This is a genomic window from Psychrobacter sp. NPDC064578 (assembly GCF_044901245.1).
Taxonomy (GTDB): Bacteria; Pseudomonadota; Gammaproteobacteria; order Pseudomonadales; family Moraxellaceae; genus Psychrobacter; species Psychrobacter cibarius_C.
The window spans coordinates 243,917-268,037 of the sequence record NZ_JBJDPI010000004.1 but is presented as its reverse complement, the minus strand read 5'-3'; the positions used below and the strand labels follow the sequence as shown (position 1 = coordinate 268,037).

At 43.8% G+C, this 24,121-nt stretch carries 15 protein-coding genes; 8 read left to right on the top strand and 7 right to left on the bottom strand.

Going from position 1 to position 24,121, the window contains the following annotated elements:
* Window positions 1-104: 104 nt before the first annotated feature.
* From ACI2JM_RS06420 to ACI2JM_RS06405, 4 genes are all read left to right on the top strand, one after another.
* Complete coding sequence (locus ACI2JM_RS06420) at window positions 105-1,301, top strand: amino acid aminotransferase (RefSeq protein ID WP_055124082.1); 1,197 nt, start codon at window positions 105-107, stop codon at window positions 1,299-1,301.
* Window positions 1,302-1,554: 253 nt separating this feature from the next.
* Window positions 1,555-2,856 carry a fumarylacetoacetase gene (gene fahA, locus ACI2JM_RS06415; RefSeq protein WP_404642974.1) on the top strand — a complete coding sequence of 434 codons (1,302 nt, stop codon included), beginning with the start codon at window positions 1,555-1,557 and terminating at the stop codon, window positions 2,854-2,856.
* A 113-nt stretch (window positions 2,857-2,969) separates the two neighbouring features.
* Entirely contained in the window at window positions 2,970-3,545 is a 576-nt protein-coding gene (locus ACI2JM_RS06410) for a VOC family protein (RefSeq protein WP_055124084.1), read from the top strand.
* A 146-nt stretch (window positions 3,546-3,691) separates the two neighbouring features.
* Window positions 3,692-4,744, top strand: a complete 1,053-nt coding sequence (locus ACI2JM_RS06405; RefSeq protein WP_404642972.1) for a TRAP transporter substrate-binding protein — start codon at window positions 3,692-3,694, stop codon at window positions 4,742-4,744.
* 95 nt (window positions 4,745-4,839) lie between these two features.
* On the opposite strand, the gene ACI2JM_RS06400 is transcribed toward ACI2JM_RS06405, so the two are convergent.
* Entirely contained in the window at window positions 4,840-5,727 is an 888-nt protein-coding gene (locus ACI2JM_RS06400) for an IclR family transcriptional regulator (protein WP_404642970.1), read from the bottom strand.
* A gap of 141 nt (window positions 5,728-5,868) precedes the next feature.
* On the opposite strand from ACI2JM_RS06400, the gene maiA reads away from it, so the two are divergent.
* Entirely contained in the window at window positions 5,869-6,516 is a 648-nt protein-coding gene (maiA, locus tag ACI2JM_RS06395; RefSeq protein ID WP_404643151.1) for a maleylacetoacetate isomerase, read from the top strand.
* A gap of 368 nt (window positions 6,517-6,884) precedes the next feature.
* Window positions 6,885-8,066 carry an acyl-CoA dehydrogenase family protein gene (locus ACI2JM_RS06390; RefSeq protein WP_404642968.1) on the top strand — a complete coding sequence of 394 codons (1,182 nt, stop codon included), beginning with the start codon at window positions 6,885-6,887 and terminating at the stop codon, window positions 8,064-8,066.
* A gap of 291 nt (window positions 8,067-8,357) precedes the next feature.
* Here ACI2JM_RS06390 and ACI2JM_RS06385 read toward each other — a convergent pair whose 3' ends face one another.
* The 3 genes from ACI2JM_RS06385 to ACI2JM_RS06375 all read right to left on the bottom strand — a co-directional run bounded on the left by ACI2JM_RS06385 (window position 8,358) and on the right by ACI2JM_RS06375 (window position 16,376).
* Window positions 8,358-13,595, bottom strand: a complete 5,238-nt coding sequence (locus tag ACI2JM_RS06385) for a YadA-like family protein (protein ID WP_404642966.1) — start codon at window positions 13,593-13,595, stop codon at window positions 8,358-8,360.
* A 418-nt stretch (window positions 13,596-14,013) separates the two neighbouring features.
* On the bottom strand, window positions 14,014-15,663 hold the full coding sequence (locus ACI2JM_RS06380) for a sensor histidine kinase (RefSeq protein ID WP_404642964.1): 1,650 nt from the start codon (window positions 15,661-15,663) through the stop codon (window positions 14,014-14,016).
* A gap of 14 nt (window positions 15,664-15,677) precedes the next feature.
* Window positions 15,678-16,376 carry a response regulator transcription factor gene (locus ACI2JM_RS06375; RefSeq protein ID WP_404642962.1) on the bottom strand — a complete coding sequence of 233 codons (699 nt, stop codon included), beginning with the start codon at window positions 16,374-16,376 and terminating at the stop codon, window positions 15,678-15,680.
* 267 nt (window positions 16,377-16,643) lie between these two features.
* On the opposite strand from ACI2JM_RS06375, the gene ACI2JM_RS06370 reads away from it, so the two are divergent.
* Window positions 16,644-17,180, top strand: coding sequence for a Spy/CpxP family protein refolding chaperone (locus ACI2JM_RS06370; RefSeq protein WP_404642960.1), 537 nt, complete (start codon window positions 16,644-16,646; stop codon window positions 17,178-17,180).
* A gap of 119 nt (window positions 17,181-17,299) precedes the next feature.
* On the opposite strand, the gene ACI2JM_RS06365 is transcribed toward ACI2JM_RS06370, so the two are convergent.
* The 3 genes from ACI2JM_RS06365 to ACI2JM_RS06355 are packed head-to-tail and all read right to left on the bottom strand — an operon-like array spanning window position 17,300 to window position 21,992.
* On the bottom strand, window positions 17,300-18,184 hold the full coding sequence (locus tag ACI2JM_RS06365; RefSeq protein ID WP_404642958.1) for an exonuclease domain-containing protein: 885 nt from the start codon (window positions 18,182-18,184) through the stop codon (window positions 17,300-17,302).
* 44 nt (window positions 18,185-18,228) lie between these two features.
* The gene (locus ACI2JM_RS06360) at window positions 18,229-19,866 is read right to left on the bottom strand and encodes a hypothetical protein (protein WP_404642956.1); all 1,638 of its coding nucleotides are present in this window, start codon (window positions 19,864-19,866) and stop codon (window positions 18,229-18,231) included.
* Window positions 19,867-19,910: 44 nt separating this feature from the next.
* The gene (locus ACI2JM_RS06355) at window positions 19,911-21,992 is read right to left on the bottom strand and encodes a hypothetical protein (RefSeq protein ID WP_404642954.1); all 2,082 of its coding nucleotides are present in this window, start codon (window positions 21,990-21,992) and stop codon (window positions 19,911-19,913) included.
* A 180-nt stretch (window positions 21,993-22,172) separates the two neighbouring features.
* Between ACI2JM_RS06355 and ggt the strand changes: the two genes are divergently transcribed.
* Entirely contained in the window at window positions 22,173-24,119 is a 1,947-nt protein-coding gene (gene ggt, locus ACI2JM_RS06350; RefSeq protein WP_404642952.1) for a gamma-glutamyltransferase, read from the top strand.
* The last annotated feature ends 2 nt before the right edge of the window (window positions 24,120-24,121 follow it).

Sequence of the window (24,121 nt, the reverse complement as noted above, 5' to 3'; positions counted from 1 at the left end):
ACTATTTTATTAATTATGCAAGATAATTGAATCTCATATTGAGTTAACCGTCAATTTGCTCTATGATTTTTGGCGGCTTGATTTATATTTCATAAGGAAACAACATGTTTGAACGTATCGACTATTACGCTGGTGATCCAATTTTAGGGCTGATGGAAAAATATACAGCAGATAACAATCCTAAAAAGGTCAATTTAGGCATTGGTATTTATTATGATGAAAATGGTGTATTGCCCGTACTTGACTGTGTAAAAACAGCCGAAGAACGCATTGCCGATCCTATTGCGCCGCGTCCTTATCTGCCGATGGCAGGCTTGCCAGGACATCGTAAAGGCTGTCAGGAATTACTGTTCGGTAAAGACGCGCAGATTTTAAAAGACGGTTTGGTCGCTACTATCGCTACGATCGGCGGTTCTGGTGCGTTAAAAGTCGGCGCTGAGTTCATCCATGAATGGTTCCCACAATCTAAATGCTATGTGAGTGATCCAACATGGGGCAACCACATTGCCATTTTTGAAGGCTCTGATGTCGAAGTGGGTAAATACCCGTACTACGACAAAGCCAACAGCAGCATCAAGTTCGATGAAATGATTGCGTTTTTTGAGACGTTGAACAAAAATGATGTGATCTTGCTGCATCCTTGTTGCCACAATCCAACAGGTCTAGATTTGACCCGTGAGCAATGGGATACCGTGCTGAACGTCATTCAAGCGCGCGAACTGATTCCATTCATGGATATTGCCTACCAAGGCTTTGGCGAAGACATGGACAGCGATGCTTATGCTATCCGTAAAGCTGTCGATATGGGCTTGCCATTGTTTGTCAGCAACTCATTCTCTAAAAACTTATCGCTATATGGTGAGCGTGTTGGCGGTCTATCAGTTGTTTGTCCAACGGTTGACGAGACAGAGCGCGTCTTCGGTCAGCTAAATGCTACCGTACGCCGTATTTACTCAAGCCCGCCATCACATGGTGGTCGTGTGGTCGATATCGTTATGAACGACGAAGCACTGCACAAGCAATGGGTTGGCGAAGTTTATGCGATGCGCGACCGTATCAAAGCCATGCGTTTACAGCTAAAATCAGTATTAGAAGCCAAAATTCCGAACCGCAACTTTGACTATATTACCCGTCAAAACGGCATGTTTAGCTTTACTGGTCTAACGCCTGAGCAAGTCGAACGCTTACAAAGCGAGTTTGGCATTTACATGGTTTCCAACTCACGTATGTGTGTGGCTGGACTGAACACCAGCAACATCGACTATGTGGCCAATGCCATGGCAGACGTCTTGAAAGACTGAGTGAGCACGCATTAAAGCGGTGCGGTAGTCAGTAATAGCGATTCATAAAAAGGTTGAGCGAGTGCTCAGCCTTTTTTTATGTCCTGCATTTTTCCTATTTGTTTTACCAAAGAACATCAACGTCCCTAGTATCACATCTCTTTTAAAAAAACACTGCACAAAAACCCTTGCAATCTCCACTTTGATAAATTACATTATGCATAAGTAGTTAATTATAACGTAATTCATTATATGCTTTAGCAAGGAGCACCCTATGTCAAAGATTGACAACAGCCTCACATCCTTTATCGATATCGCCGCTGATTCTGACTTCTCCATTCATAACCTGCCTTATGGTATTTTTAGTGATGCCAAAGACGCTGCTGATAATAACAAACGCCGAGCTGGTGTGGCTATCGGTGAGTACGTATTGGATTTGGCCGTGCTCGAAGCAGAAGGTTTATTGAGCTTAGAGGGCGGTCCATATTTTGATCAACCAACGCTAAACGCTTTTATTGACTCAGGTCGAGACAATTGGACTCAAGCACGCACAACCATCCAAACCCTCCTATCTAGTGCCAGCTACGCCTTGCGTGATAATCAAGACTTGCAGAAAAAGGTATTGTTGAAGCAAGCAGACGTCACCATGCATCTGCCTGTTCACGTCCCAGGTTTTACCGATTTCTATTCGTCTAAAGAACACGCCACCAACGTCGGCACTATGTTCCGTGATCCAAACAACGCCCTACTACCTAACTGGACTGAAATGCCAGTCGGCTATAACGGACGCGCCAGCACCGTCATCGTCAGTGGCACTGATGTGATACGCCCGTCTGGTCAATTAAAGCCAAACGCTGACGACCGCCCTATTTTCTCAGCCTGTAAGCGTTTAGATTTTGAGCTTGAGACTGCTTTTGTGGTTGGTAAAGGTAATAGCATTGGTCAACCAATTGCAGTAGACAGTGCCTTTGAGCATATTTTTGGCATGGTTTTACTCAACGACTGGTCAGCCCGTGACATTCAAAAATGGGAATACGTGCCTTTAGGGCCATTTAATGCCAAAACCTTTGCTTCTGAAGTCTCGCCTTGGATTGTGACTATGGATGCGTTGGCACCTTTTAAAACAGCATGCCCGATTCAAGAGCCAAAACCATTGGCATATCTAAACGAAAAAGACAGCAATAATAGCTATGACATCCATCTATCAGTTGAGTTATTGCCTGAAAACTCAGATAGCGCCACTGTGGTTTGTGAGACCAACTTCAAGCATATGTATTGGTCAATGGCGCAGCAGCTAACCCACCACACCATCACTGGCTGTAAAGTGGAAGTTGGCGATATGATGGGCTCAGGTACGATTTCAGGACCAACGCCAGATTCTTATGGCTCAATGTTAGAGATTGCTTGGAATGCGACTAAACCTGTCACTTTAAAAGGCGGCGAGACCCGCAGTTTTATTGAAGATGGCGACACGGTAATCATGAAAGGCTATAGCGAAAAAGACGGCATTCGTGTCGGGTTTGGTGAAGTACGCGGCAAAGTACTGCCCGCGCTTAACTTTGATTTTGACAAATAGTCTAGAAAAAATGTGAGCACTATTGTTTTGAGCTGCCAAGCAACCATCGACCTATAGTCAATTGGTACTGGCAGCCTATTACTCACTGCATTCCCTATCAAAAGGAGTTTGATATGAGCTTTAAAATTGAAAAAATCCATCATGTGGCCTATCGCTGCAAAGACGCTAAAGAAACCGTTGAATGGTATCAAAAATACCTAAACATGGATTTCATCCTTGCATTCGCTGAAGACCACGTGCCTTCGACCAAAGCCTTTGATCCTTATATGCATGTGTTTTTAGACGCCGGTAATGGCAACGTATTGGCGTTTTTTGAAGTACCCAATCAGCCTGAAATGGGTTTTGATCCGAATACCCCAAATTGGGTGCAACACTTAGCCATGAAGGTAAAAGACCGTGATGCCTTAATGGCAGCAAAAAAGCATTTAGAAGAAAATGGTATTGATGTGGTCGGCGTGACCAATCACGGTATTTTCCACTCTATCTATTTCTTTGATCCTAACGGCCATCGTATGGAACTCACCTACGATGATATTACCTCAGAAGAAAAAGTCTCGATGATTACTGAAGCCATGAAGTATGAGATGTTAGAAGAATGGTCACGTACCAAACGCGCACCAGCTCATACTCAGTTTTTACATGCAGAGGAACTGGCTGAAGCAAGAGAAGTCGCGCCTGTCGGTGAGTAATTGACCTGTTATTCTGTTTGCTATCTCTTTTTATATGATTAATTAGGGCGTGCCATCATTTTAAGACCATTAAATGTATCAATATACTAATTGATGACACGTCCTAGGTAGCGAACAATATCTAACCATCATGAAAGGATTCAATGATGAAAATAAAACCCCCTTTAGGAATACTCTTAGCGACTTCGATCGCGATGACTGGTTGCTCTAATAATAACCCAGCAGTAAACGCTGATGTAGATACAGGCGATGTGACTACGCTGAGATTCTCACACTTTATGACTGCCAATGACAACATAAACACCGAAGCATTGCAGCCATGGGCAAAGAAAATCGAAGAAGAATCAAAAGGCCGCTTAAAGATTGAGATCTACCCTTCTGCTACTCTTAGCAAACCGGGTGCTACCTATGATGCTACCGCAAAAGGTATCGTTGATATTGGTATGCAAGCGCAAGGATATACAGCAGGGCGATTTCCTTTAACTCAAATTGTAGAGCTGCCAGGTATCACAAATACTGCACAGCAGCAGAGCTGCATACTTCATAAACTGTATGATGATGGTGTCATTAAAAATGAGTACGAAGATACTCACCTGCTAGCGCTGATAGGCACTGGACAAGGTGCGCTGCATACCGTAGATAAGCCTATTCGCACGCCAGCTGATATGAAAGGTTTGCGTATTCGTCAACCTTCTGCCGTTGCCAGTCACATTATCGAAGCGACTGGCGCTGCACCCGTTGGCATGCCTGCCAGTGATACTTATACTTCCCTTCAACGCGGTGTCATTGACGGACTTAGCTTTACTTGGCAGCCCATTCAAGCATTTCGTCTTGATGAGTTAATCAATACGCACACCAACATTCCTTTTTATAACTCTACTTTTGTTATCAGTATGAATAAAGAGAAATACAACAACTTACCTGATGATCTCAAGAAAGTAATTGATGACAATTCAGGGGCGGAGATGGCAGCACGTGTCTCCAAAGTATTTGACGTCAGTAACGCCAAAGCAATGGCCGCAGCCAAAGAAAAAGGCGATATCATGATCGATATCCCTGACCCACTCAATGACCCAGACTGGAAAGGTCCATTAATGGAAGGCTCGCAGCACTATCTAGATGAAGTGAATGCCACTGGTCTAGATGCTAATAATGTATACGAAAAAGCAAAAGCAGCCAGTAGCGCCTGTGTGGTCTAAAGGGTGAATATCATTAAACGATATTCGGACAAAACCCCATTTACGCGATAGCCGGTCAATTTATATGATTAAAACTTATATAGTAAAAACACCAGCTACGCAATTTGATAACGCTGCGCGATTGCTAGAATTTGCTCAACCACGTTGTGTTGCTCACTCATGGGCAATTGCTCTGTCGTTCCAATGATAGTGATGGCGTATTCTAGTGGTAGTCCTTTGCTAGCAGTTTTGCCACTAACAGCAGATAGATCAACAGCGCTATTAGCAAACGATGGCACTATGACAGGAATTGTGATGGCATTAATACCCATGAGCATATCACCCGTCACTGTCGCATAGCCTTGGGTACGAATCTTGGCTTGCAAGTGACTGAAATTCTGCCATTTTTCTGTGATTATTGCTTCATTGTCTGTCTGCCATTCAGCTGTGACCAATGGCTGAATGACGGCATCTGGCTGATAACTGGCAAATAATTGCCCCGTCGCCGATGTCGTCAGCGGCATACGTGAACCGATACGAGTGATAATACTAATCGGGCTATCTGGTTCAACGGACTGAATAATAATAGGACCTTCGCTAAACCATTTGGCAATCTGCACACCGCAATTCAGGGTGTCTTTGATTTCATTAGCGATGTGCGTCAGCCGCTCTAAAATATTGTTTTGACTAAATCCAGAGTGCCACAATGCTGCCAATGTGTTAACCCTATCGCCTAGCCCGTAGCGACCATCATCAAGCTTACGCGCATAGTTTTTACGAATGAGACTGACCAAATAGCGGTGACACTTTGCTGGATGCATTTGCATCACTTGCGCAATATCTTTTAGCATCATCGGCTCGTTATGATCAATAAGAACGTCTAGTACCGACAATCCAATCTCCAGTGACTGGACGCCACTTTGACTTTTATTGGTTGTCACAGGATTTTCTAAAGGGTTTTCAGCTGCTGGCATGTTTTGCTCAATGAGTAATTTACTTGGCATATTAATCCAATATATTCATAAAAACTGAAATGGAGAGGTAACGTCATAAGAGTTTTTTAATTGTATAAGATACCTTTGGTATCACTAATTATAACCGCTTATCTCATTCACAACCTACCATAATAAAAGGAATTCACAATGATGACACTTTATGGCTACTTTCGCAGCAGCACCTCGTATCGTACTCGTATCGCGATGAATCTCAAAGGCTTAGATTATGACTATATTTCGGTCAATTTAGCAAAAGATGAGCAGTTAGTAGATGCGTTTAAATCACTCAATCCACAAGGATTGGTGCCTGTTTTACAGACCGATGATTTATTACTATATCAAAGCCCAGCCATTTTAGAATGGTTAGAAGAGGTTCATCCTAAAAACCCGCTATTACCTAAAGACGCGGCTGGACGTATGCAAGTACGTGCCATTAGCGCTATGATTGGTTGTGATATTCATCCTATTAATAACCGCCGTATCTTACAATACCTACGCAATGAGCTGGCGGTAGACGAAGCAAAAGTCATGGCGTGGTGCAACCGTTGGATGAGTGAGGGCTTTGCGGCGTTAGAAAAAATACTAGCAAAAGACAAAAGCCGTGGAAAATTTTGCTACGGTGACAGCCCTACTTTTGCAGATTGCTATTTGATTCCTCAGGTCTCTTCGGCTCGACGTTTTAACGTGGATTTAAGTGCTTATCCTAATATCGTCGAAATTGACACGCATTGCCGTACGCTCAAAGCCTTTGCTGACGCTGATCCTAGTATGCAACCTGATGCGCCCAAGTCTCAATAAATAATCAAAAGGGTGCTTTCAGTAAGGGTGTTTTGCTATTGAATGACTAGAAAATTAAATGATTAGAGAATTTAATAACAAAACGCCCTTATAATTTCTGGGCTCTGCGCTCAGACAAAGCAATCAAAACGAATGACTACCTAAAAACAGTCAAAGCATCGATACTCTTAAGCCAAATATAGTATTCAATATTTCATCGCATCATCACCTCTACTTTTCATCTCAATATAATATTCCATATATTCAAATTATTGGTTGTATAGCAGTCAACTGTTGGCTATTCTTGGTATAGGCGTTGTTATATCTCAAATTTAGAATTGATTTTAGATAAACATACTGTTTTATTCATTAAAACAAGGTTGGATATTATGAGTTATACACCTTTATCAAATAACAAAGACGCTCTACCGTCCCATGCTGCTCAAGATATTTATGATTTAGCCCTATCGGCTAGAGAAGAAACAGAAACCTGTAGAAAAATTGCACCGACAGTGGTCAAAAAACTGTCAGAATTATCGCTATTTAGGATGGGACTGCCAAAATCGTTGGGAGGATGGCAAGGCAACCCTGTAGAAACATTAAAAGTTTATGAGACGCTAGCCAGTGCTGAAGCCTCAGTTGCTTGGATCGTTTGGAACAATCATTTGGCTTGCACATTTGGACGGTTTCTAGACGAGCCTAGCATGCAGGAGATATATAGTGATCCCTCTCATGTCTATGCCAACTCAGCACGCCCTGAAGGGATTGCTAAACAAACCGCTGAAGGATATACGGTCTCAGGTCAATGGACATTAGTATCAGGTTGTGAATTGGCAGACTGGTTTGTGCTGCGCTGCTTGGTAATATCCGAAGGCTCGCCTACGACCCTTGGACCGGGTGCAAATTTAAAGCTGTTCTTTATTCCAAAAGAAGATGTGGAAGTGATTGATACTTGGCATGTTGGTGGACTAAATGGTACAGGCAGTCATGACATCGTCATCAAAGACGCGTTTGTGCAGGAACGTTATGCGGTCGATTTTGATAGCCCTGTCGCCATCGATAATGTGTATAGTCGCCTACCAATCGGTTGTATTAATGCCGCTGGCTGTGCAGCGATGGCACTGGGTGTCTTAAAAGCAGCGACAGATGAGTTAATCCAAATTTGCCTTGAGAAAGTAACGCCCGGTAAAAGCCCAGATTTGCGTGATCGTGCAGCAGTACAAGCGACTATCGCTAAAAGCAAAACGCTATTAGCGTCTAGGCGCGCACAATTACACAATAGTGTCGAGGTATTATGGAACGAAGCACAGCAACAGAATGCCTTTACCGATATACAGCTGGCTGATGTGTGGGCAGCAGCCTGTGAGGCAGCGAGAGAAGCCAGAGCCATGGTATCGGAGATTTATGCGGTCGCTGGTACGGTCTCGCTATATAAAAAACATAGAATAGAAAGAGCGCATCGAGACATTCATGCTATTTTACAACATGGTATCGTGCAGCCACATTGGATGGAGCAAGCTGGCATGGCTTATGTCGGATTGACCCCAAATGCAGCCATGTTCAGAGTATAGAATTGCTTTTATAAAAATAAGTAAGCCCTCATAGAATGAGGGCTTTTTATCGATTGGCTATTGGGCTAAAGAAACACAAATCATTGGTAAAAATCATATAGTGATTACCAAATAGTGATTATCAAATAGTGATTATCAAATAGTGACCGCCAAATAGTGACTACCAAATCATCACGCTGAAAACGTCTTCATGCTCATGTTACAAAAAAGCAAGGCATCCAATGCCTTGCTTTTTTATGACTAATTTTTATAACTAACAAATCACTTTACTTGATAGTAGGCTTGATTACTTTAATCAAAATGGAAGCCTGCACCAATCGAGCCACCAGCATTACCTTGGGTATCAGCGGTGCCGTTTACCTTCATGACCCAACGACCATCATTGGATAACTTCGAGAAGCCAATAGCAACTGCACTTTCCCCATTGTACGTTCCTATACCGCCACCGATTAAGGATTTACCAGCGATGTAAGCTTGCGGTAGTGAAGACATTGCCATGGCGGCTGAGATACCAGCATTTGCATCGTCTTCGACTTCACCAATCTTATAACCTAGCTCATTCATGTTGTTGCCAAGTCTTTGACTAACAGCATCCAATTGACCCATATTTACAGCGTCTCTGGGTGCCATGCCATCAGCCACATCAGTGATCTTGTTGCCAGCGGCGTTGATACCGCTTGCAGTCATACTAGGACCACCGACAATGCTGACGCCATTATTATTAATTGTCGTATTGCCAGTTTTGACGCTATCGATATTAATATCACCGTTTAGATCAAACTTAATACTACTGCCTGCTGCTGTTGTGGTGATGTTATTACCACCTGTGAAGGTGAGGACACTGCCATCGCCTACTGGTTTGTTGATGGTAGCACCGCTATCAGCACCAAAATTGAGACCCGCATCTATTTTATCCTTGTTCACTTTGATATTGGTCGTATTGGTGTTGATGTTTGTTTTATTCGTGGCAATATTCGTGGTATTGGTTTGGATATTGGTAGTGTTGGCTTGGATGTTTTCATTGATAACGACTTCTCCTTGCTTAATAGAAGCAATCGCACCATCGATACTATTTTGACCAGTACCACCAATATTACTATTGGTAAAGGTGCCATCTACAGGATTGTAGACTGTCTCACCGCCAATGATACTACTGATGCCACTACCTTGTGCATAGAGCTGACCACCATTGATAGCATCTTTGCTACCTTCAGAGACATCGCCGTTCACAATGTTTGTAATCTTAGTGTCAGCAGCATTGATACCCGCTTTGGTGACACTAGGTCCACCTGTAATAGTCAGCCCATTATTATTCATAATAGTATCACCCGTCGTTACGCTATCTAAATTCAGGTCTGGATTTAAATCGAAGCTAATGTCATTGACGCCCGCCAATGGTGCAGCAGCACGTAGGTCAGGGCTAACATTATTGTCCGCTGATCTAGACACTTTAATATTACCATCTGTACTGTTCAAATCGATGGCGCTGCCTTGTTTGATCATAGTGGCAACATCACCCTGAGCCGTTAGTCCCCAACCTTGATCAAGGGCAAACGTCGTGGCGTTCAACTGTCCGACAGTCGCCGCATCTGTATCTGCAATACCAGCAGCTACATTGGTGATTCTGTTAAAACCATTGTCAAGACCGCTACTGCTCAGTCTAACCGTTCTACCGGGACCATTATCGGTAAAGGTAAAGCCATTACTATTCATAATGCTATTACCAATCTGCATGCTACCCTCATTGCCTAAATTTAACTGGTTATTCAGTTTCACCTGAACACCCGTTGCCGAGGCTGTCGTCGTAATGTTGCTATCACCAGTGACGTTGATGGTATCACCTAAAGCAAACTGCTGATCGTTGGCACTATTGCCATCACCGATTTTGATGCCTTTAGCCACGAGACTATTGGTTGCTGACAATTGGTCGAAGTTTACCGCATCCTTACCTGTGGTCGCTTCTGCAACGTTAGTAATTTTATTGCCACCATTGTTCAGACCATTGGCTGAGATGCTGACACCGCTACCAAAGTTTGCGCTGTTAAGACCAGTTAAATCTTTCGCAAGTTTCACGGTCAATGTGCTGGTACCGTCAGCAACGACGCCAATGTTGTTGCCATTTGACAAGTCACTTTCCACGGTCGCGCCACCTTTGACTGTCAGCTTGTCACCAAGCTGACGATTAACGGTAGTACCTGTATCACCATCGAAATCAAAACCTTTATCGATGGTCGTGGTCGTGGCTTGTAGTTGACCAAAGTTTACGGCATCGCTGGCTATTGTACCGTTAGCGACATTGGTAATTTGATTGCCACCATTGTCTAGCCCACTATTACTGAGTCTGACCGTTTGATTAGTCCCACCCATAAATGTGACACCATCAGCGTTGACGACTGTAGTTCCTGTGGTCAAGCTGGTTGAGACTAAGTCGGCAGCAGTAGCAACTTTGATACCGCCATTATCAGCGGTCAAGACAATATTGTCACCAGTGATAAAGTTGGCTGTATTATTGTCTTTATCCAAAGTCTTGACATCATTACCGTTGATTTGTGTCACTACCGTTTGCATCGCACTATCAGCTTTTGCCAAGCTTGCCTTACTACCTTCGCTTAGATCAACTTGATAGTCGGTGATATTGGTATCAGGATCTTTGACACTAGTGCTAACTGTTAGTGCATTAGCATCTGCAGTAGAAACACTGGCGCCATTGGCATTGACAGTATAGACATCCTGTCCAGTATCGCTATCGGTTGAAAAGTCAACACTGGCAACATTCGTACCTTTAACTACTTTGGTTCTCGCTCCTGCGGCTGCCATCTGTACATCACCAATATTCGCCGCATTGGTTTCCGTTGTGCCACCGCTAGCCACGCCTGAGATGACTTTATCACCTGCGTTGATACCAGTAGATGAGATACTAACGCCGCTATTAAAGCTTGCGCTATCCAGACCTGTTAAGTTGTTGGCTAAACCAAGTTTGATTCCATCGCCCGTTGATAAGCCAGTAGTGGTTAAATTGCTGTCCGTATCAAACTTAATTTCTTCACCCAAGGCGAAGGTTTTTTTAAGAGTGCCGCCGCTGCTTGCATCATTCACATTAAAATTGATGCCTTTAGCAATATTGTCAGTGTTGGTGCCAATATTGGTGGTATTGGTTGAGATGTTGTTAGTATTGGTCGTGACATTAGTATTAGTCGTTTCTAGTTGACTAAAATTCACCGCATCTTTTGCGTTAACCCCATCATCAACGTTAATAACTCTCTTATTACCCGCATTGACCCCGCTTTTGGTGATGCTTGGACCATTTAAAATGGTCAGACCATTGCTGGTTAACGTGGCATTGGTAGGGTTAAATATGCTTCCACCCGTTACTGTAACACCTGCGCCACTAACGGTAGTGACGCCAGTAAGAACGCCGCCAGTGACAATACCTAGACCATTGACCGTTGTGCCGTTTAATAAGTTGCCAGTGCTAACGCTGCCTGTTGTACCTAAGTTTAAATTGTCATTGAGCTCAACTTCGATTTTGCCATTTTTTACTCGGGTGTCGATGTTGCTGTTAGAACCAACCACCTCAACGGCTTGTCCCAATGGTTTCTGTACTGTATTACCATCAGCGGCTTTTAGCGCAAAGCCCTTGTTAATAGTCGTGGTATTGTTTCCGACCGCTTCATTGGTCGCATATAATTGACTACCATTCACGGCATCTGTACTAGCCGCAGTGACAGCTCCACCAGCGACGTTTTTGATCTGACGCTCAGATCCTACTACGCCCACGGATACTTGCGCACCCTCTCGTAACATACCCTTATCATCAATGACATTACCGGCGATATCATATACCACGCCACCAACAGTCATCGTCTTTTCAGAGCTTGCATTTGTTGCTGTTGTTGAGCCTGCACCTAAAGAGACTGAACCATCTTTGCTCGCTGATGCACCAACACCGAACGCTGAAGAAGCAGTTCCTGAGGTATTGGAATGAACACCAATGGCTGTAGACAGATCACCTTTAGACAGCGATTTTGCACCAATAGCTATCGACGCAGCACCTCCAGCTTCGGTATTGACATCGTACTGATTGGTTTCTACCAAATCTTTACCTACGTAGGATTTGAAAACATCGTTAACTGTGCCACTATTTAGTGGTGACAATGGACTACCATCGATATTGGTTCTCGATGCAAAATCTAGATCATCACCGCCTATCGCGATCGAGGATGCCCCTCTAGACACGACGTTAGCACCGATAGCAATCGATTGCTCACCACTTGCCATCGTCTGTTGCCCAAATTCTGAGCTGCCAATCGCAATAGTTTGGCTGCCTGTGGCTTTTGCATTTCCGCCCAGCGCCATGGCGTTATAACCTGTCGCTCCGTCGTTATCAGCATTACCGATAGCGGTTGAGTTCACGCTATAATACTTGGTTTTATTATTAGCGACAGTATTCGACAGCCCCGTTAGCTGAGCCACATTGACAGCGTCACTGTCACTACTACCTGCTGCAACGTTTACAATCTGACGGTTGCCACCCGCTGCTCCTGTTCCTACAGAGACTGCGCCAAGCGTAACGCTGTCCGTCGCTTGGATGACTGAGCTATCTGCTCCTACTGGCACAAAACCACTGGCACCACCAGCACGATTTGCAATAGAGTTTGAACCTAATGCGATGCCATTTACTGCGTTAGATCGAGAGCCGACACCAAAAGCAAGACTGTTATCAGCAGTCGCTTTTGCATTACTACCAAAGGCAATCGTATCACTGCCAACTGCTTGAGTCTGTCCATTCGCTCTATAACCTACATTTGCTTGATCAGCCACTGTACCTGCATTTTCAAAATCAGTTGAACCAATCGCAATGCCACGTTTGCCTGAGGCAAATGCTGAATGACCAACAGCTAAAGAGCCTTGACCCGTTGCTGATGAGACATTACCAATAGCCTGAGCAAAGTCAGCAGTCGCTGCCGATTGACGTCCAAGCGCTAACGAGGTATTTCCATTAGAATACGCTGCCGCCCCAATTGCCACAGATGACCGACCAATAGCTTTTGCTTGAGTGCCTAGAGCAGTAGCGACGTCACCGGCTTCTGTCCCAGTGCCAATGGCGGTACTACCAGAATTGTTTTGTGAACCACCCGTCCAAGTAAATGACGGACTGCCTCTATCGACCAGATTGAAGTTTTGCCCAGCGTCCGCTTCACAGCCAATGGCAACCGAATAGCTGCCTTCAGCATTTGCTTCAGTACTGTTTGTATTACAAGAAGAAATTGCCGTACCAGATCCCGTACCACCGCCGACATTCACTTGCGCAAAAGCTTGCGGTGACATTGTAAATCCAGCCGCCAGCATCCCTATGGCGATCGTGGATAGTCGGAAAAATTGGGTAGAAGAAAGATTAGAAGTCGTATTGATGGTCGCGTTTGCGCTCACGCTAGATTTGGAAGATTTGCCGCGCCCCTTTGCATATTCACCAACTGCGGTAAAACAGCTCAAGGCTTCATTCCATATTACTTTATAGATGCGGTTCATAGTGTGTACTCCCTTACAGACTGGTCAGATTTAAAAATCAGAGATAATATCCATCTTGCAGAGAGTCGATATCACAAAATAAAACACGTTATCGGCTGACAATGAGTAAATGCTTTTTGTTCATCATTTATCTTGTTAACCAACAATTAACACTTTTTATCTTGAAAAGCCCTAATCGCTCTCTCTATATATTAGTATTACCGAATATAGAGAGAGAGACAATGCCGCTCATCGGGCATTTATTACCGTTCATCCAGTTATATAACAAAAAATGAATATATAGATGTTTTTTGCTCCTTGCTTATATTAAATGCTCCCACTTTTTTTGAAATAATCCGCTTTGAAACTTAATAAAACACACGCTTATACACACACTTTAGAGATGTTTTAAGCGCGTGTTCGCCACTTTATGCTGCTCTTAGTCCCCTTCAGAGTTAACAGGCAATGTTATTTGCATCACCAGCCCTTGGATATGATCTTGGCGATTATAGACATGAATCTGACCCTTGTGTGCCATTACCACGGCATGAACGATTGCCAGCCCCAAACCATAACCCCCCTTTTCACGATGGCGAGCCGAGTCAAGCCGTACAAAGGGCTGAAAAATACGCGCCAAATCCTTATCCGCGATGCCACCACCCTCGTCTGTGATGCTGATTTGAAGTGCTGGCTTATTGCCCTCCATCTCCACTTCCTTAATGTCAGCAATGACTGTCGAATCAGAGGCAGTATGCATAAAAGCATTACGGATGACATTTTCAAGCGCGCTATGCAGCTGTTCTTGATTGCCAAGCACTGTCCAAGGCGTTGTTGAATCAGTGGTAGATGAAGCGTCTGCCACCAATGCATAACTCGGCTGCCATTGCCAATGCACGTTTTTATGCTGAAACTCAAAACAAACGTCTTGTCCAATTTCACTAATGATGTCAGAAATATCAACCGCTTCGTTTTCTATATTGTCGATGGTATATTGCTGCATTTGTAGAGATTGAATATGAATGATTTGCTCAATCAACTCATTCATCCGCGCCGACTCTTTATCGATACGGTCGAGATAACGACTGGCATTCGGTGCAAAGTCGCGAGTCAGCTCAGTCGCAACGTCTAGACGCGCAAGTGGCGATCGTAGCTCGTGCGAGATATCACTGAGCATCTGTTTGCGTGCCAGCTCACTCTCAGCCAACCGCTTTGATAGCTTAGCCACGTCTTTTGCGAGTAAACCAAGCTCATCATCTCCCATTTTTGATAGGTCTGGGTGGGTCTGATAATCGCCATCAATCATACGGTGTACGGTATTTTGTACACGGCGAATGCGTTGAGTCATTGTACGGCTCAGCCAAATACAAACCAAGACGCTAAACACGAGAATAAATAGCAAACGTATGGGGAAATTGCCACGTTGCAGCGCCATAACATCAGCAAAACGCAAATGCGGACGTAACTGTATAATGACAGACTGCTCATCTGGTAAGACGACCGTCACATCAGCCAGCTCAGGGCGACTGTCGAAATCAGCTATCCTAGCGCTATTTGGCATCATCGGTTGCAGAATATGGTTTAAAAATGACGAATTATCATTCGACATTTTATTATCGTGACTGTTAGTCCTATTATTATCAACACTGGGCTGAGCTGCCATTGATTGCATTGAGGATTGTATTGATAGTTGATCTACTTCACGCCGACTACCCTGCATACCTTTTTGCCTACGCTCATCTCTATTGCGATAACGCGGAAATATAATCGCCCCTTCTTCATCGTAAACGCTTATCTGATTCATGAGTTGACGGTCCTGACGATACATCTGCTTAACTGTACTTAAATCACCCGCTCTTAATGCCTCAACCATTTCTTGACGCTTAATCAATAAACTATCAATTTGTACGTTCATGCGAGCCGTTAGTGCTTTTTCGACCAGCCAGCGCTCAACCAAAACAGATAAGATGGAGGTGATGATAATCGTCAATAGCAGACTTAGAAACAAACGCCAAAATAGTGTGATTCGTACTTTAAACGTTGGTGTTTGCTTAAGCGTTTTATGGTTAATAGCTTTCTTGGAAGCGTTCATCGATGAGTCCATCATTACAATACCAGCTGATAACCTTTACCACGAACCGCTTTGATCGGCTCATCATGAAAAGGTTGGAGTTTTTTGCGGAGTCGCGAGACATGCACATCAAGGCTACGGTCGAAGGGTTGTAATTCACGTTGTAAAACATGCTCTGACAGCCACGCTTTGCTCACCACCTCACCTTTTTGTTTCAGTAGCGCAACCAACAAATCAAACTCTGTTCCCGTCACTTGTAGCTCTATGCCATCTATCTGACAAAGCCGCTGGTTTTGATCCAGATGCAAACGGCTCTCTGGTAGCGGCGTATGCTCTGATGTCGCTGCGCTGGTGCGTTTGATGACGGCATTGATACGTGCCAGCAGCTCTCTAGGATTGCAGGGTTTGGTAATATAATCATCAGCACCAAGTTCAAGCCCAATGATACGATCAATCTCCTCCCCTTTTGCGGTCAGCATAATGACAGGGATATCACTGATATTGGGCAATTGACGCAAGACACTCAATCCATCGATTTTTGGCATCATAATATCTAGCACCAGCAAATCATAAGCAGCAGCGCCATTAAGCACATTATTACTCACGGTTTTGAGTTTCTGTATGACAGCCTCACCATCGTGAACGCAGTCACATGTCACCCCATGATTGTGCAAGTATTCTTGTAATAACTGGGTCAACTCTTCGTCATCATCGCCTAGTAGTATGTGTGGCACATCTTTCTCCTTAAGCGTTAAATCGCTTTATGAGCCATATTATCAGTCAATTGCTTATCGATTCGCTATAAACGTTACCTTTCTTAATACTTCATAAATGTTCGTAACCTTTAACTGTCGTAATATAGCGTCTATCAGCGACAAATACTGATAACAAGCTGTGATGGATAGTGGCTATCCGGGACACTTAGCATTCATAAGCTGATCAGATAAAAACTGACTTTTTCGCAACCAATAACGTATGCACCATAAATTAAGGTAATGATGATGAAAAAATTATTAATGGGCTCAGTATTAGCAATGTCTAGCATTTTCACCGTCACGGCTTGTACCAGTGTTAATGCAACCACTGATACCACACCAACGACCAGTAAAATGCAGCATAAAGATGGCATGAAAAAAGGTGGTATGAAAAAAGGCGGCATGAGAGGTCCAATGTCGCAACTAGATCTAACAGCCACGCAACAAGCGCAAATCAAAGCCATCATGCAAGCACAACACGGCGATCGTAAAGCTGACCGTACAAAAAACAAATTGGAACGGGCGCAAATGCAGCAACAGATGCAAGCATTGACTAATAGTAGCACTCTAAATACAGCCGCAGTTAATCGCTTAGCTGATCAGCAAGCGGCTAAAACCAAGCAGCGCTTCATTGAGCGAGTACAGACTCAACATGCTATCTCTCAAGTATTGACTGCTGAGCAACGCGCAAAACTTGCTACATTAAAAGCTGAAAAAATGGCGAAAGGTCATAAAGGCTCAGAGCACGGTAAAATGCATGGCAAACCACATCAAGGCATGTAATTCGTCATTAATAGGCTATTTTGCATTCATACTGAATGTCCTATAAGACTGATTATGAACACATAAAAAAGCGCATCGTATAAACGGTGCGCTTTTTAGTTTTAATGTTGAGATTTACATTACTTTGATATTTTAATTAACTGTAAAAAGGCGCGCTCTTCAAGAATTTTGATATCTAAACCATTCTGAATCAGCTCTTCTACTTTGCGATGCTTACTGCTTTTTTCATGACCAGCAAGCAACGTTAAATCTTGAACACCAACCACAAGATAATCTAATGTCTTCGAAGCACCCGCTTTGACATTAAAACCATTTTTGGCTGCTATCTCAGCAATATCTGCTCGACTGATACTAAGATTGCCTGTAAAGCAGATATTGAGTCCTGCATATTGTCCTGACTCATCTCCAACTTTTGTGATATGACTGGGGTAACTTCTACCGTTTGCGCGTGGTTGCTGAGGATAATTACGACTGTATTGACTATCTTCTATCCAATCATGAATTGATAAACCATTTTCTCTAAGAATGGTTACGGCTATAAAGCCACATGCTTTAGCATCTTCTAGCGCGTCATGATGGTCAAACCGATAATTCCATTCTCTACAAACATTCGCCAGATTATAACCTTTAACCGAAAAGCGCTGACACGTCTTACGTACCAATACCGTGGTATCGACCCACTGTAGCTCTGGTATTGGTAATTTGTGAAGCTCTAGACTTTTTGTCAACGCCCTTTGATCAAAGTCAGTATAGCTAACGACAACATTTTCACCGATAAATTTTAATATTTGCCCGTAAATGTCATACATAGACGGCGCATCTTTTACCATACTACTGGTAATACCATGCACTCCTATATTTTGACGACTAAAAGACGTCTGAGGACATACTAACGTACAGTAGGTATCAATTAACTTACCGTTCAAATATTTAGCCAAGCCTATTTGACAAATAGACCCTACGTCGCTGTTTGCAGTTTCAACGTCAATGGTCACAAAATTCACTAGCTCGTCCTCAATGTCATAGATTTAGTCTGATTTAGTTTTGTTTATTCAATCGCCCCAAACTTCTCTTTAGCCATTGGCATGACACTAAACATCATTTTTCCCATCGCAGTACCATTGCCATCACGATAATACTGCATCAACTCGCTGCCATACTCGCGCACATCAATACTATTACTGGCATTAGGCACTTGTACATCACTTGGTAAATTGGGAAATGCCATGTCTTTAGCGCTGATAGCGGAATACTGCTGCAAAACATCTATGACCATGTTCTTACTATCGGCGGTTTCGCTCGGAAGCTCACTGCGCAAATGCTGCCATTTGAGCTGACCACGCTTATCAAATCCATACAACTCTTGCGTCCCTGCACTTGCTAGCATTGCACTTTCTGCCGTCTTTTCTTTTGCCTCTGCCATTGTTTCCTCTAATGGCTCGCTGCCACTATCCATGCCACTTTTTATCATTGCCAACATTTGCTGCACTAACGCTTTACTGGTAAATTTATCAGCATCTGTGTTGCCTACCTCGTCAGCCGCGCTTTCTTTGACCAGTTCTGGATATCGCTGACTCATCCGCTCGTAAATGATGCGCATATAATCTTGATAAAACTGCTCATAACTCTCAGCACTTTGTACACGGCGAATGACTTGCTTGCTTGCTAGCATTGCTGGTAGCTGATGCACGGGTAACTTGGGAGAGAGCAAGGCTAGCGTATTAGGGGCGACATAATCAAACTGGTTAATAGGTGCGGCATCAAATGTGGCATCTAACGCAGCAAAGTGGCTTTTTATAAACTCACTACCAAAGCCTTTGGGTAAGGTGCCATCATCAATGGCTAGCTTTAACCATTTGTTGCGCCACTTTGTGCCGAGCTTATCGTCTAACAGTTCTGAATTAAACATCGCAAAATTATCTGCCCATAGATAAATATTACCGTTTTTCAAATCCAGATAAATTGGCTGATTGATACTGCTTTGATGATTGCGTGCTTGATACTGCACGCTCGCCAACATCGTCGCCTTGCCAGCCATCGGCTGATAAACGCCTTGTGCATTGATAGACAGCGGCTTTAGCACATAAGCATCTAGCAACTTTGCTTTTTTGATATCTTGCGCTGTCGCTCGGTCGTCGTAATGGTCAAATAACTGTTGGTAAAACGCTGGCACAGTGATTTCACTATCATATTTACTCTCTACCCATGCCTCATAGGCATCCGTACACTCAAGATAGCGGTCTTTGAGCACCGTTCGCTGAGCATCATAATATGCCGCTAAAATGTCTTTATTTTGCGCTTCTGCTTGGGTAATTAAGGCGGCATACGCTTGATCGTGTGTGTCTTCGCAGTATTCATCGATATAGCCTGAGGCGACTGGCGCTTTGGCATCTATTTCCATATTTATATCGCTAAACTGCTGCTCGTTACTAATCTCCAGATTGCTATGGTAACTAAAAGACTGTCGGCGCTGTTTCTGTAACGCAGTCGCCAACGCTGTCTTTGCTGCTACTGGCGTTTGCTTAGCAGTCGTAGCATTAGAGTGGTCAAGACTGGTAGATTGGCAGCCCGTTAATAATAATGCGCCTGTGACCAACGCACCAGCAAATAGGCGATTGCCATTAAGAACTGACGCAAGGCTCGCTGACGGAAGATGACTTGCAATGATTTGATGTGCTTTTTTCATTTTTTATCCTTAATAAATATGGGCTTGAACATGACAAGATAGCGTTATTGACGGTCTACCCTGTTGTCAGCATCATCTGCGGCATCGTCTTCGATATCAGTGTCATCTTGACTATCAGCACTGTCATATTCTGCTGCATCATAGCCGCTATCACCATCTGCATAATCGCTACTATAATCATCATCGTAATCATCGTAATCATCACTGCTCCCACTATAGTCATAGCGGGCATCACGTGCCGTTTGCAATCTGTTCTTTTGTTGGCGTTGCTCTGCCATCCATGCATTGCCATCGATAGCGGCTTTAGCATTTGCGCCAAAAGACTCGTTCAATAAAGGCGTTAGTACATGTTTATTAAAGCTGCTTTTATCATAGCGTATTTGGTTTAGCACGCTGGTCGTAGAACCCATCAAGTCGCCACCGATATTTACCCGCTGCTGCTTAGCAAGCAGACGATCTGAGCGGTCTAAATAATAGTAATTTATTTGATTAAAAGAGATCGGACCGATGGCCTCAATAAGCTGCAATAGCGCACCCACATCCGCACTTTGGTAGCCTTTATTGTATAGCTGCACTTTCGCAAGCGCAGTTTTTAGCATAGCGCCATCAGGATATTTCTGTGGATTGGCATCGACATAATCCTGTAGCGACTTTGTCATGTATTTTAGAGTTTTTCCGATCATCTCACCGCTTTGCTTGCTGCCAAAATAGACTTTTACCGCTTGGCTCGCACCGACTTCTTTGGCAAAAGCATCACTGCGAATATCTACCGCGCTAAAGTGCTCAGGCGCAAGCTCTGCCATGCTGCTCTGTATGGCAGCAATGGCGGCATCGTAAAGCACTGCTGGCGGCAGCTGCGCAGTAATACTCTCAGGCAACCCAAAACTAACGGTATGTGAGGTCATTTGGTTAGGTAAAGGGGTGTTTTCAGGATTAACCAATGCTACGATAGGCATGATTGCTGATGGGTCTACCGTAACTGTACTATGATTAAAATCGAACGCTAGCGGTATCTGTATAGATGAGCTAATCGTTGGTGTCACATAATCATAGCTATAGACGCTTTGCAGTTGTCGCTGTTTGGGTTTGTACTGACTGACACTATTAAAGGTTAAATTTTGATATTGATAAGCATTGGACGCGGCTATCTGTTCTGGCGTTCGATGGAACATACTCAGCATTTGACCAATGACGCCCGTAGATGTTGCTGATTGGCTACCTTGTTCTACATCCTCTGATTGTTGTTTTGCCATTTGTACGGCTTCATAGTTTTTTAACAGAGTGTTGGGCTTTAATTTCGAAACCCCTGAGAGAATGCCGCCCTCTGCATTGTCATATTCATTATAGCCATCGCTGTCGTAACCCTCTCGATTGTAGCCATATTCATTGTAACCGTCTGGATCATAGCCGTCTTCATCGTAGTTATACTCATCATCAACAGTCTCATCGGCATCGATGACATCATAATCGCCATATTCACTAACCTCGTCTACAGCTGTTTCCTCACTAGCTTCTGCTAGATCGGAGTCATCATAGCCATCACTGCCATCATTATCATTCGACCCACTTTCGTTATCATCGTTATATAAAGAATTGCCGTCTAAATAATCATTGTCTAAATCCTCAGGCTCATAAGCATAGGCTTCTATAATTGTTCTAAGCAAGCTACTAGAGCCTGCATCAATGCTATCTGGATCAATAAAAGGTACCGCTTGATAATTGGCTTGCGCGACTGCCACATGCTCTGTTGTCAAATGCTGACGAATAGCCGTCAGTAAATGTGATTTGGCTTGATTGTCAGTATTGGGGTATTTTTCTTGGTCGAATAATTGTTGATAACGCTCAGATTTGGCAGTAAGGCTAGCATTAAATGCGCGTCCTTGTGCTTGGCTCTGCGCTCTATCAGCGGTACTAAAATCAATCATACTTTTTGATGCCGCAGTCGACGATACCGCTGGGCTTGATTGACAGCCCAAAAGAGCCAGAGAAGTACTACCAACCAACAAGGCGATAGACGTCAATTTACCTGCCTGATATATATGATCGTTATTATTGATAGACGAATGATGACTCGTCATCTCAGAGTAGCGCTGTCGATTATGATTATTAATATGATTTGATGACATAGTAATCTCTTTGTATAAATAGCCAGTCTATAATTAGTGTACATTAGTACCGTTATTTATATCACAATGCGTTACAATTTAGTAATATTAGAACCTATTTATTAAGAAAATACTTAGATTTTTTTATACAAAACAACTTTCTCACTATGGCTTTCTCGCTCAAGTAAAAAGGACTTTACAATGCCAACCTCGATATCAAAAAACAACATACGCACTGCTGACAATAATCCTCAAAGTAGAGCAAATATTAAAGCGGCTATTTTGTTAATCAGTAGCACATTTTTAGTATCACTATCTGCTCACGCGCTTGAGCCGACAACCAATCAATCAACTACTATCAACCAAACATCGATTAACACTAGCGCCATCAATCTCGCGATTATGGCTGATAATCCTACTGTAATATCTGAAACTCAGCGTGTGACAAGAGCCAAAACCACTGCCCTCACTTCCACGATCAACAATGCCAATACCGATCAAGCCATTTATTCTGAAGATGCGATTCATCACCCTGTTTGGGCAAAGAACGGCATGGTCGCCACCCAAGAAGCCCTCGCCTCTGATATTGGACTCAAGATTTTAAAAGACGGTGGTAATGCGGTTGATGCTGGCGTCGCTGTTGGCTTTGCCTTAGCAGTGACCTTACCGCGCGCTGGGAATATCGGTGGTGGTGGATTTATGATGATTTATGATGCCAAGCAAGGCAAAACGGTGGCACTCGATTACCGTGAAAAAGCGCCGAGTAGCGCCTCGCGTGATATGTATCTCGATGAGGATGGCAATGCGGTCAGCGACTTGTCTCGTTATCACGGTCTAGCAGTTGGCGTACCGGGAACGGTTGCAGGATTACTTAAAGCATTAGAAGATCATGGCACCATGAGCCGCGGACAAGTGATGGCACCAGCGATTGCACTGGCTGAGGACGGTATAGAAGTCACAGCAGGTCTGTCTGAGTCACTCACAGCATTAAGCGATCGCATGCAAAAATGGCCAAGCACCAAAAAGATATTCTTTAAACCTGATGGTAGCGCCTATCAACCCGGTGAGCGTTTAAAACAGCCTGAGCTTGCCCGCTCGCTAAAACTCATTGCCGCAAAAGGCGCCGATGGATTCTATAAAGGAGAAACCGCAAGTAAGTTAGTCAAGGCTGTCAACGAGGCTGGCGGTAGCATGAGCTTACAAGATTTAGCCAACTATGAAGCCATCGCTCGCGAGCCAGTCAAAGGCGATTATCGTGGTTATGAGATTGTCTCGATGCCACCGCCGTCTTCTGGTGGCATTCATATCGTGCAGATTTTAAATATCTTAGAAGGTTATCCGCTAAAAGACTACGGTCAAAACAGCGCGCAAACCATTCATTTAATGGCGGAAGCGATGCAGTTGGCTTATGCGGATCGCTCAGAGTATTTAGGTGATTCTGACTTTATCGATGTGCCTGCCAGCGGTTTAGCTTCTCAGGCTTATGCGGATAAACTACGCACCTTAATCAATCCAGACAAAGCCACACCAGCGTCTACTATCAAAGCCAACAACCCTCTACCCTATGAGAGTGATCAGACCACGCATTTCTCTGTTGTCGATAAAGAGGGCAATGCGATAGCCAATACTTATACGCTGAACTTTTCTTATGGCACAGGTCTTGTCGCTGAAGGTACAGGGATATTGCTCAATAATGAGATGGATGATTTTTCTGCCAAACCGGGTGTGCCTAATGGTTATGGATTATTGGGCGGTGAAGCAAATGCCGTTGAAGCCAATAAACGCCCATTATCTTCTATGAGTCCGACCCTTGTCTTTAAAGACAGTAAACCATATATCGTCACGGGTAGCCCTGGTGGTAGCCGCATCATTACCACTGTCACCCAAATAATCTCGAATGTCATCGATCATGATATGAATATTGCTGAGGCCACTCACGCACCGCGTATCCATGACCAATGGCTGCCTGATGAGATTCGGGTCGAAAAAGCACTGAATATTGATACGGTTAAAAAGCTTGAGTCAATGGGTCATACGGTCAGTCCAAAATCAGCCATGGGCTCAACCCAGTCGATTATGATCACGCCAAATGGTGTCTACGGCTCATCAGACCCGCGTATCGTTGATGCGGCAGTCGTTGGTTATTGATA

Excerpts from the sequence above, each read along its gene's own strand:
- ACI2JM_RS06420 (WP_055124082.1), top strand. The coding sequence starts at position 105 with ATGTTTGAACGTATCGACTATTACGCTGGTGATCCAATTTTAGGGCTG.
- fahA (WP_404642974.1), top strand. The coding sequence starts at position 1,555 with ATGTCAAAGATTGACAACAGCCTCACATCCTTTATCGATATCGCCGCT.
- ACI2JM_RS06410 (WP_055124084.1), top strand. The coding sequence starts at position 2,970 with ATGAGCTTTAAAATTGAAAAAATCCATCATGTGGCCTATCGCTGCAAA.
- ACI2JM_RS06405 (WP_404642972.1), top strand. The coding sequence starts at position 3,692 with ATGAAAATAAAACCCCCTTTAGGAATACTCTTAGCGACTTCGATCGCG.
- ACI2JM_RS06400 (WP_404642970.1), bottom strand. The coding sequence starts at position 5,727 with ATGCCAAGTAAATTACTCATTGAGCAAAACATGCCAGCAGCTGAAAAC.
- maiA (WP_404643151.1), top strand. The coding sequence starts at position 5,869 with ATGACACTTTATGGCTACTTTCGCAGCAGCACCTCGTATCGTACTCGT.
- ACI2JM_RS06390 (WP_404642968.1), top strand. The coding sequence starts at position 6,885 with ATGAGTTATACACCTTTATCAAATAACAAAGACGCTCTACCGTCCCAT.
- ACI2JM_RS06385 (WP_404642966.1), bottom strand. The coding sequence starts at position 13,595 with ATGAACCGCATCTATAAAGTAATATGGAATGAAGCCTTGAGCTGTTTT.
- ACI2JM_RS06380 (WP_404642964.1), bottom strand. The coding sequence starts at position 15,663 with ATGAACGCTTCCAAGAAAGCTATTAACCATAAAACGCTTAAGCAAACA.
- ACI2JM_RS06370 (WP_404642960.1), top strand. The coding sequence starts at position 16,644 with ATGAAAAAATTATTAATGGGCTCAGTATTAGCAATGTCTAGCATTTTC.
- ACI2JM_RS06360 (WP_404642956.1), bottom strand. The coding sequence starts at position 19,866 with ATGAAAAAAGCACATCAAATCATTGCAAGTCATCTTCCGTCAGCGAGC.
- ACI2JM_RS06355 (WP_404642954.1), bottom strand. The coding sequence starts at position 21,992 with ATGTCATCAAATCATATTAATAATCATAATCGACAGCGCTACTCTGAG.
- ggt (WP_404642952.1), top strand. The coding sequence starts at position 22,173 with ATGCCAACCTCGATATCAAAAAACAACATACGCACTGCTGACAATAAT.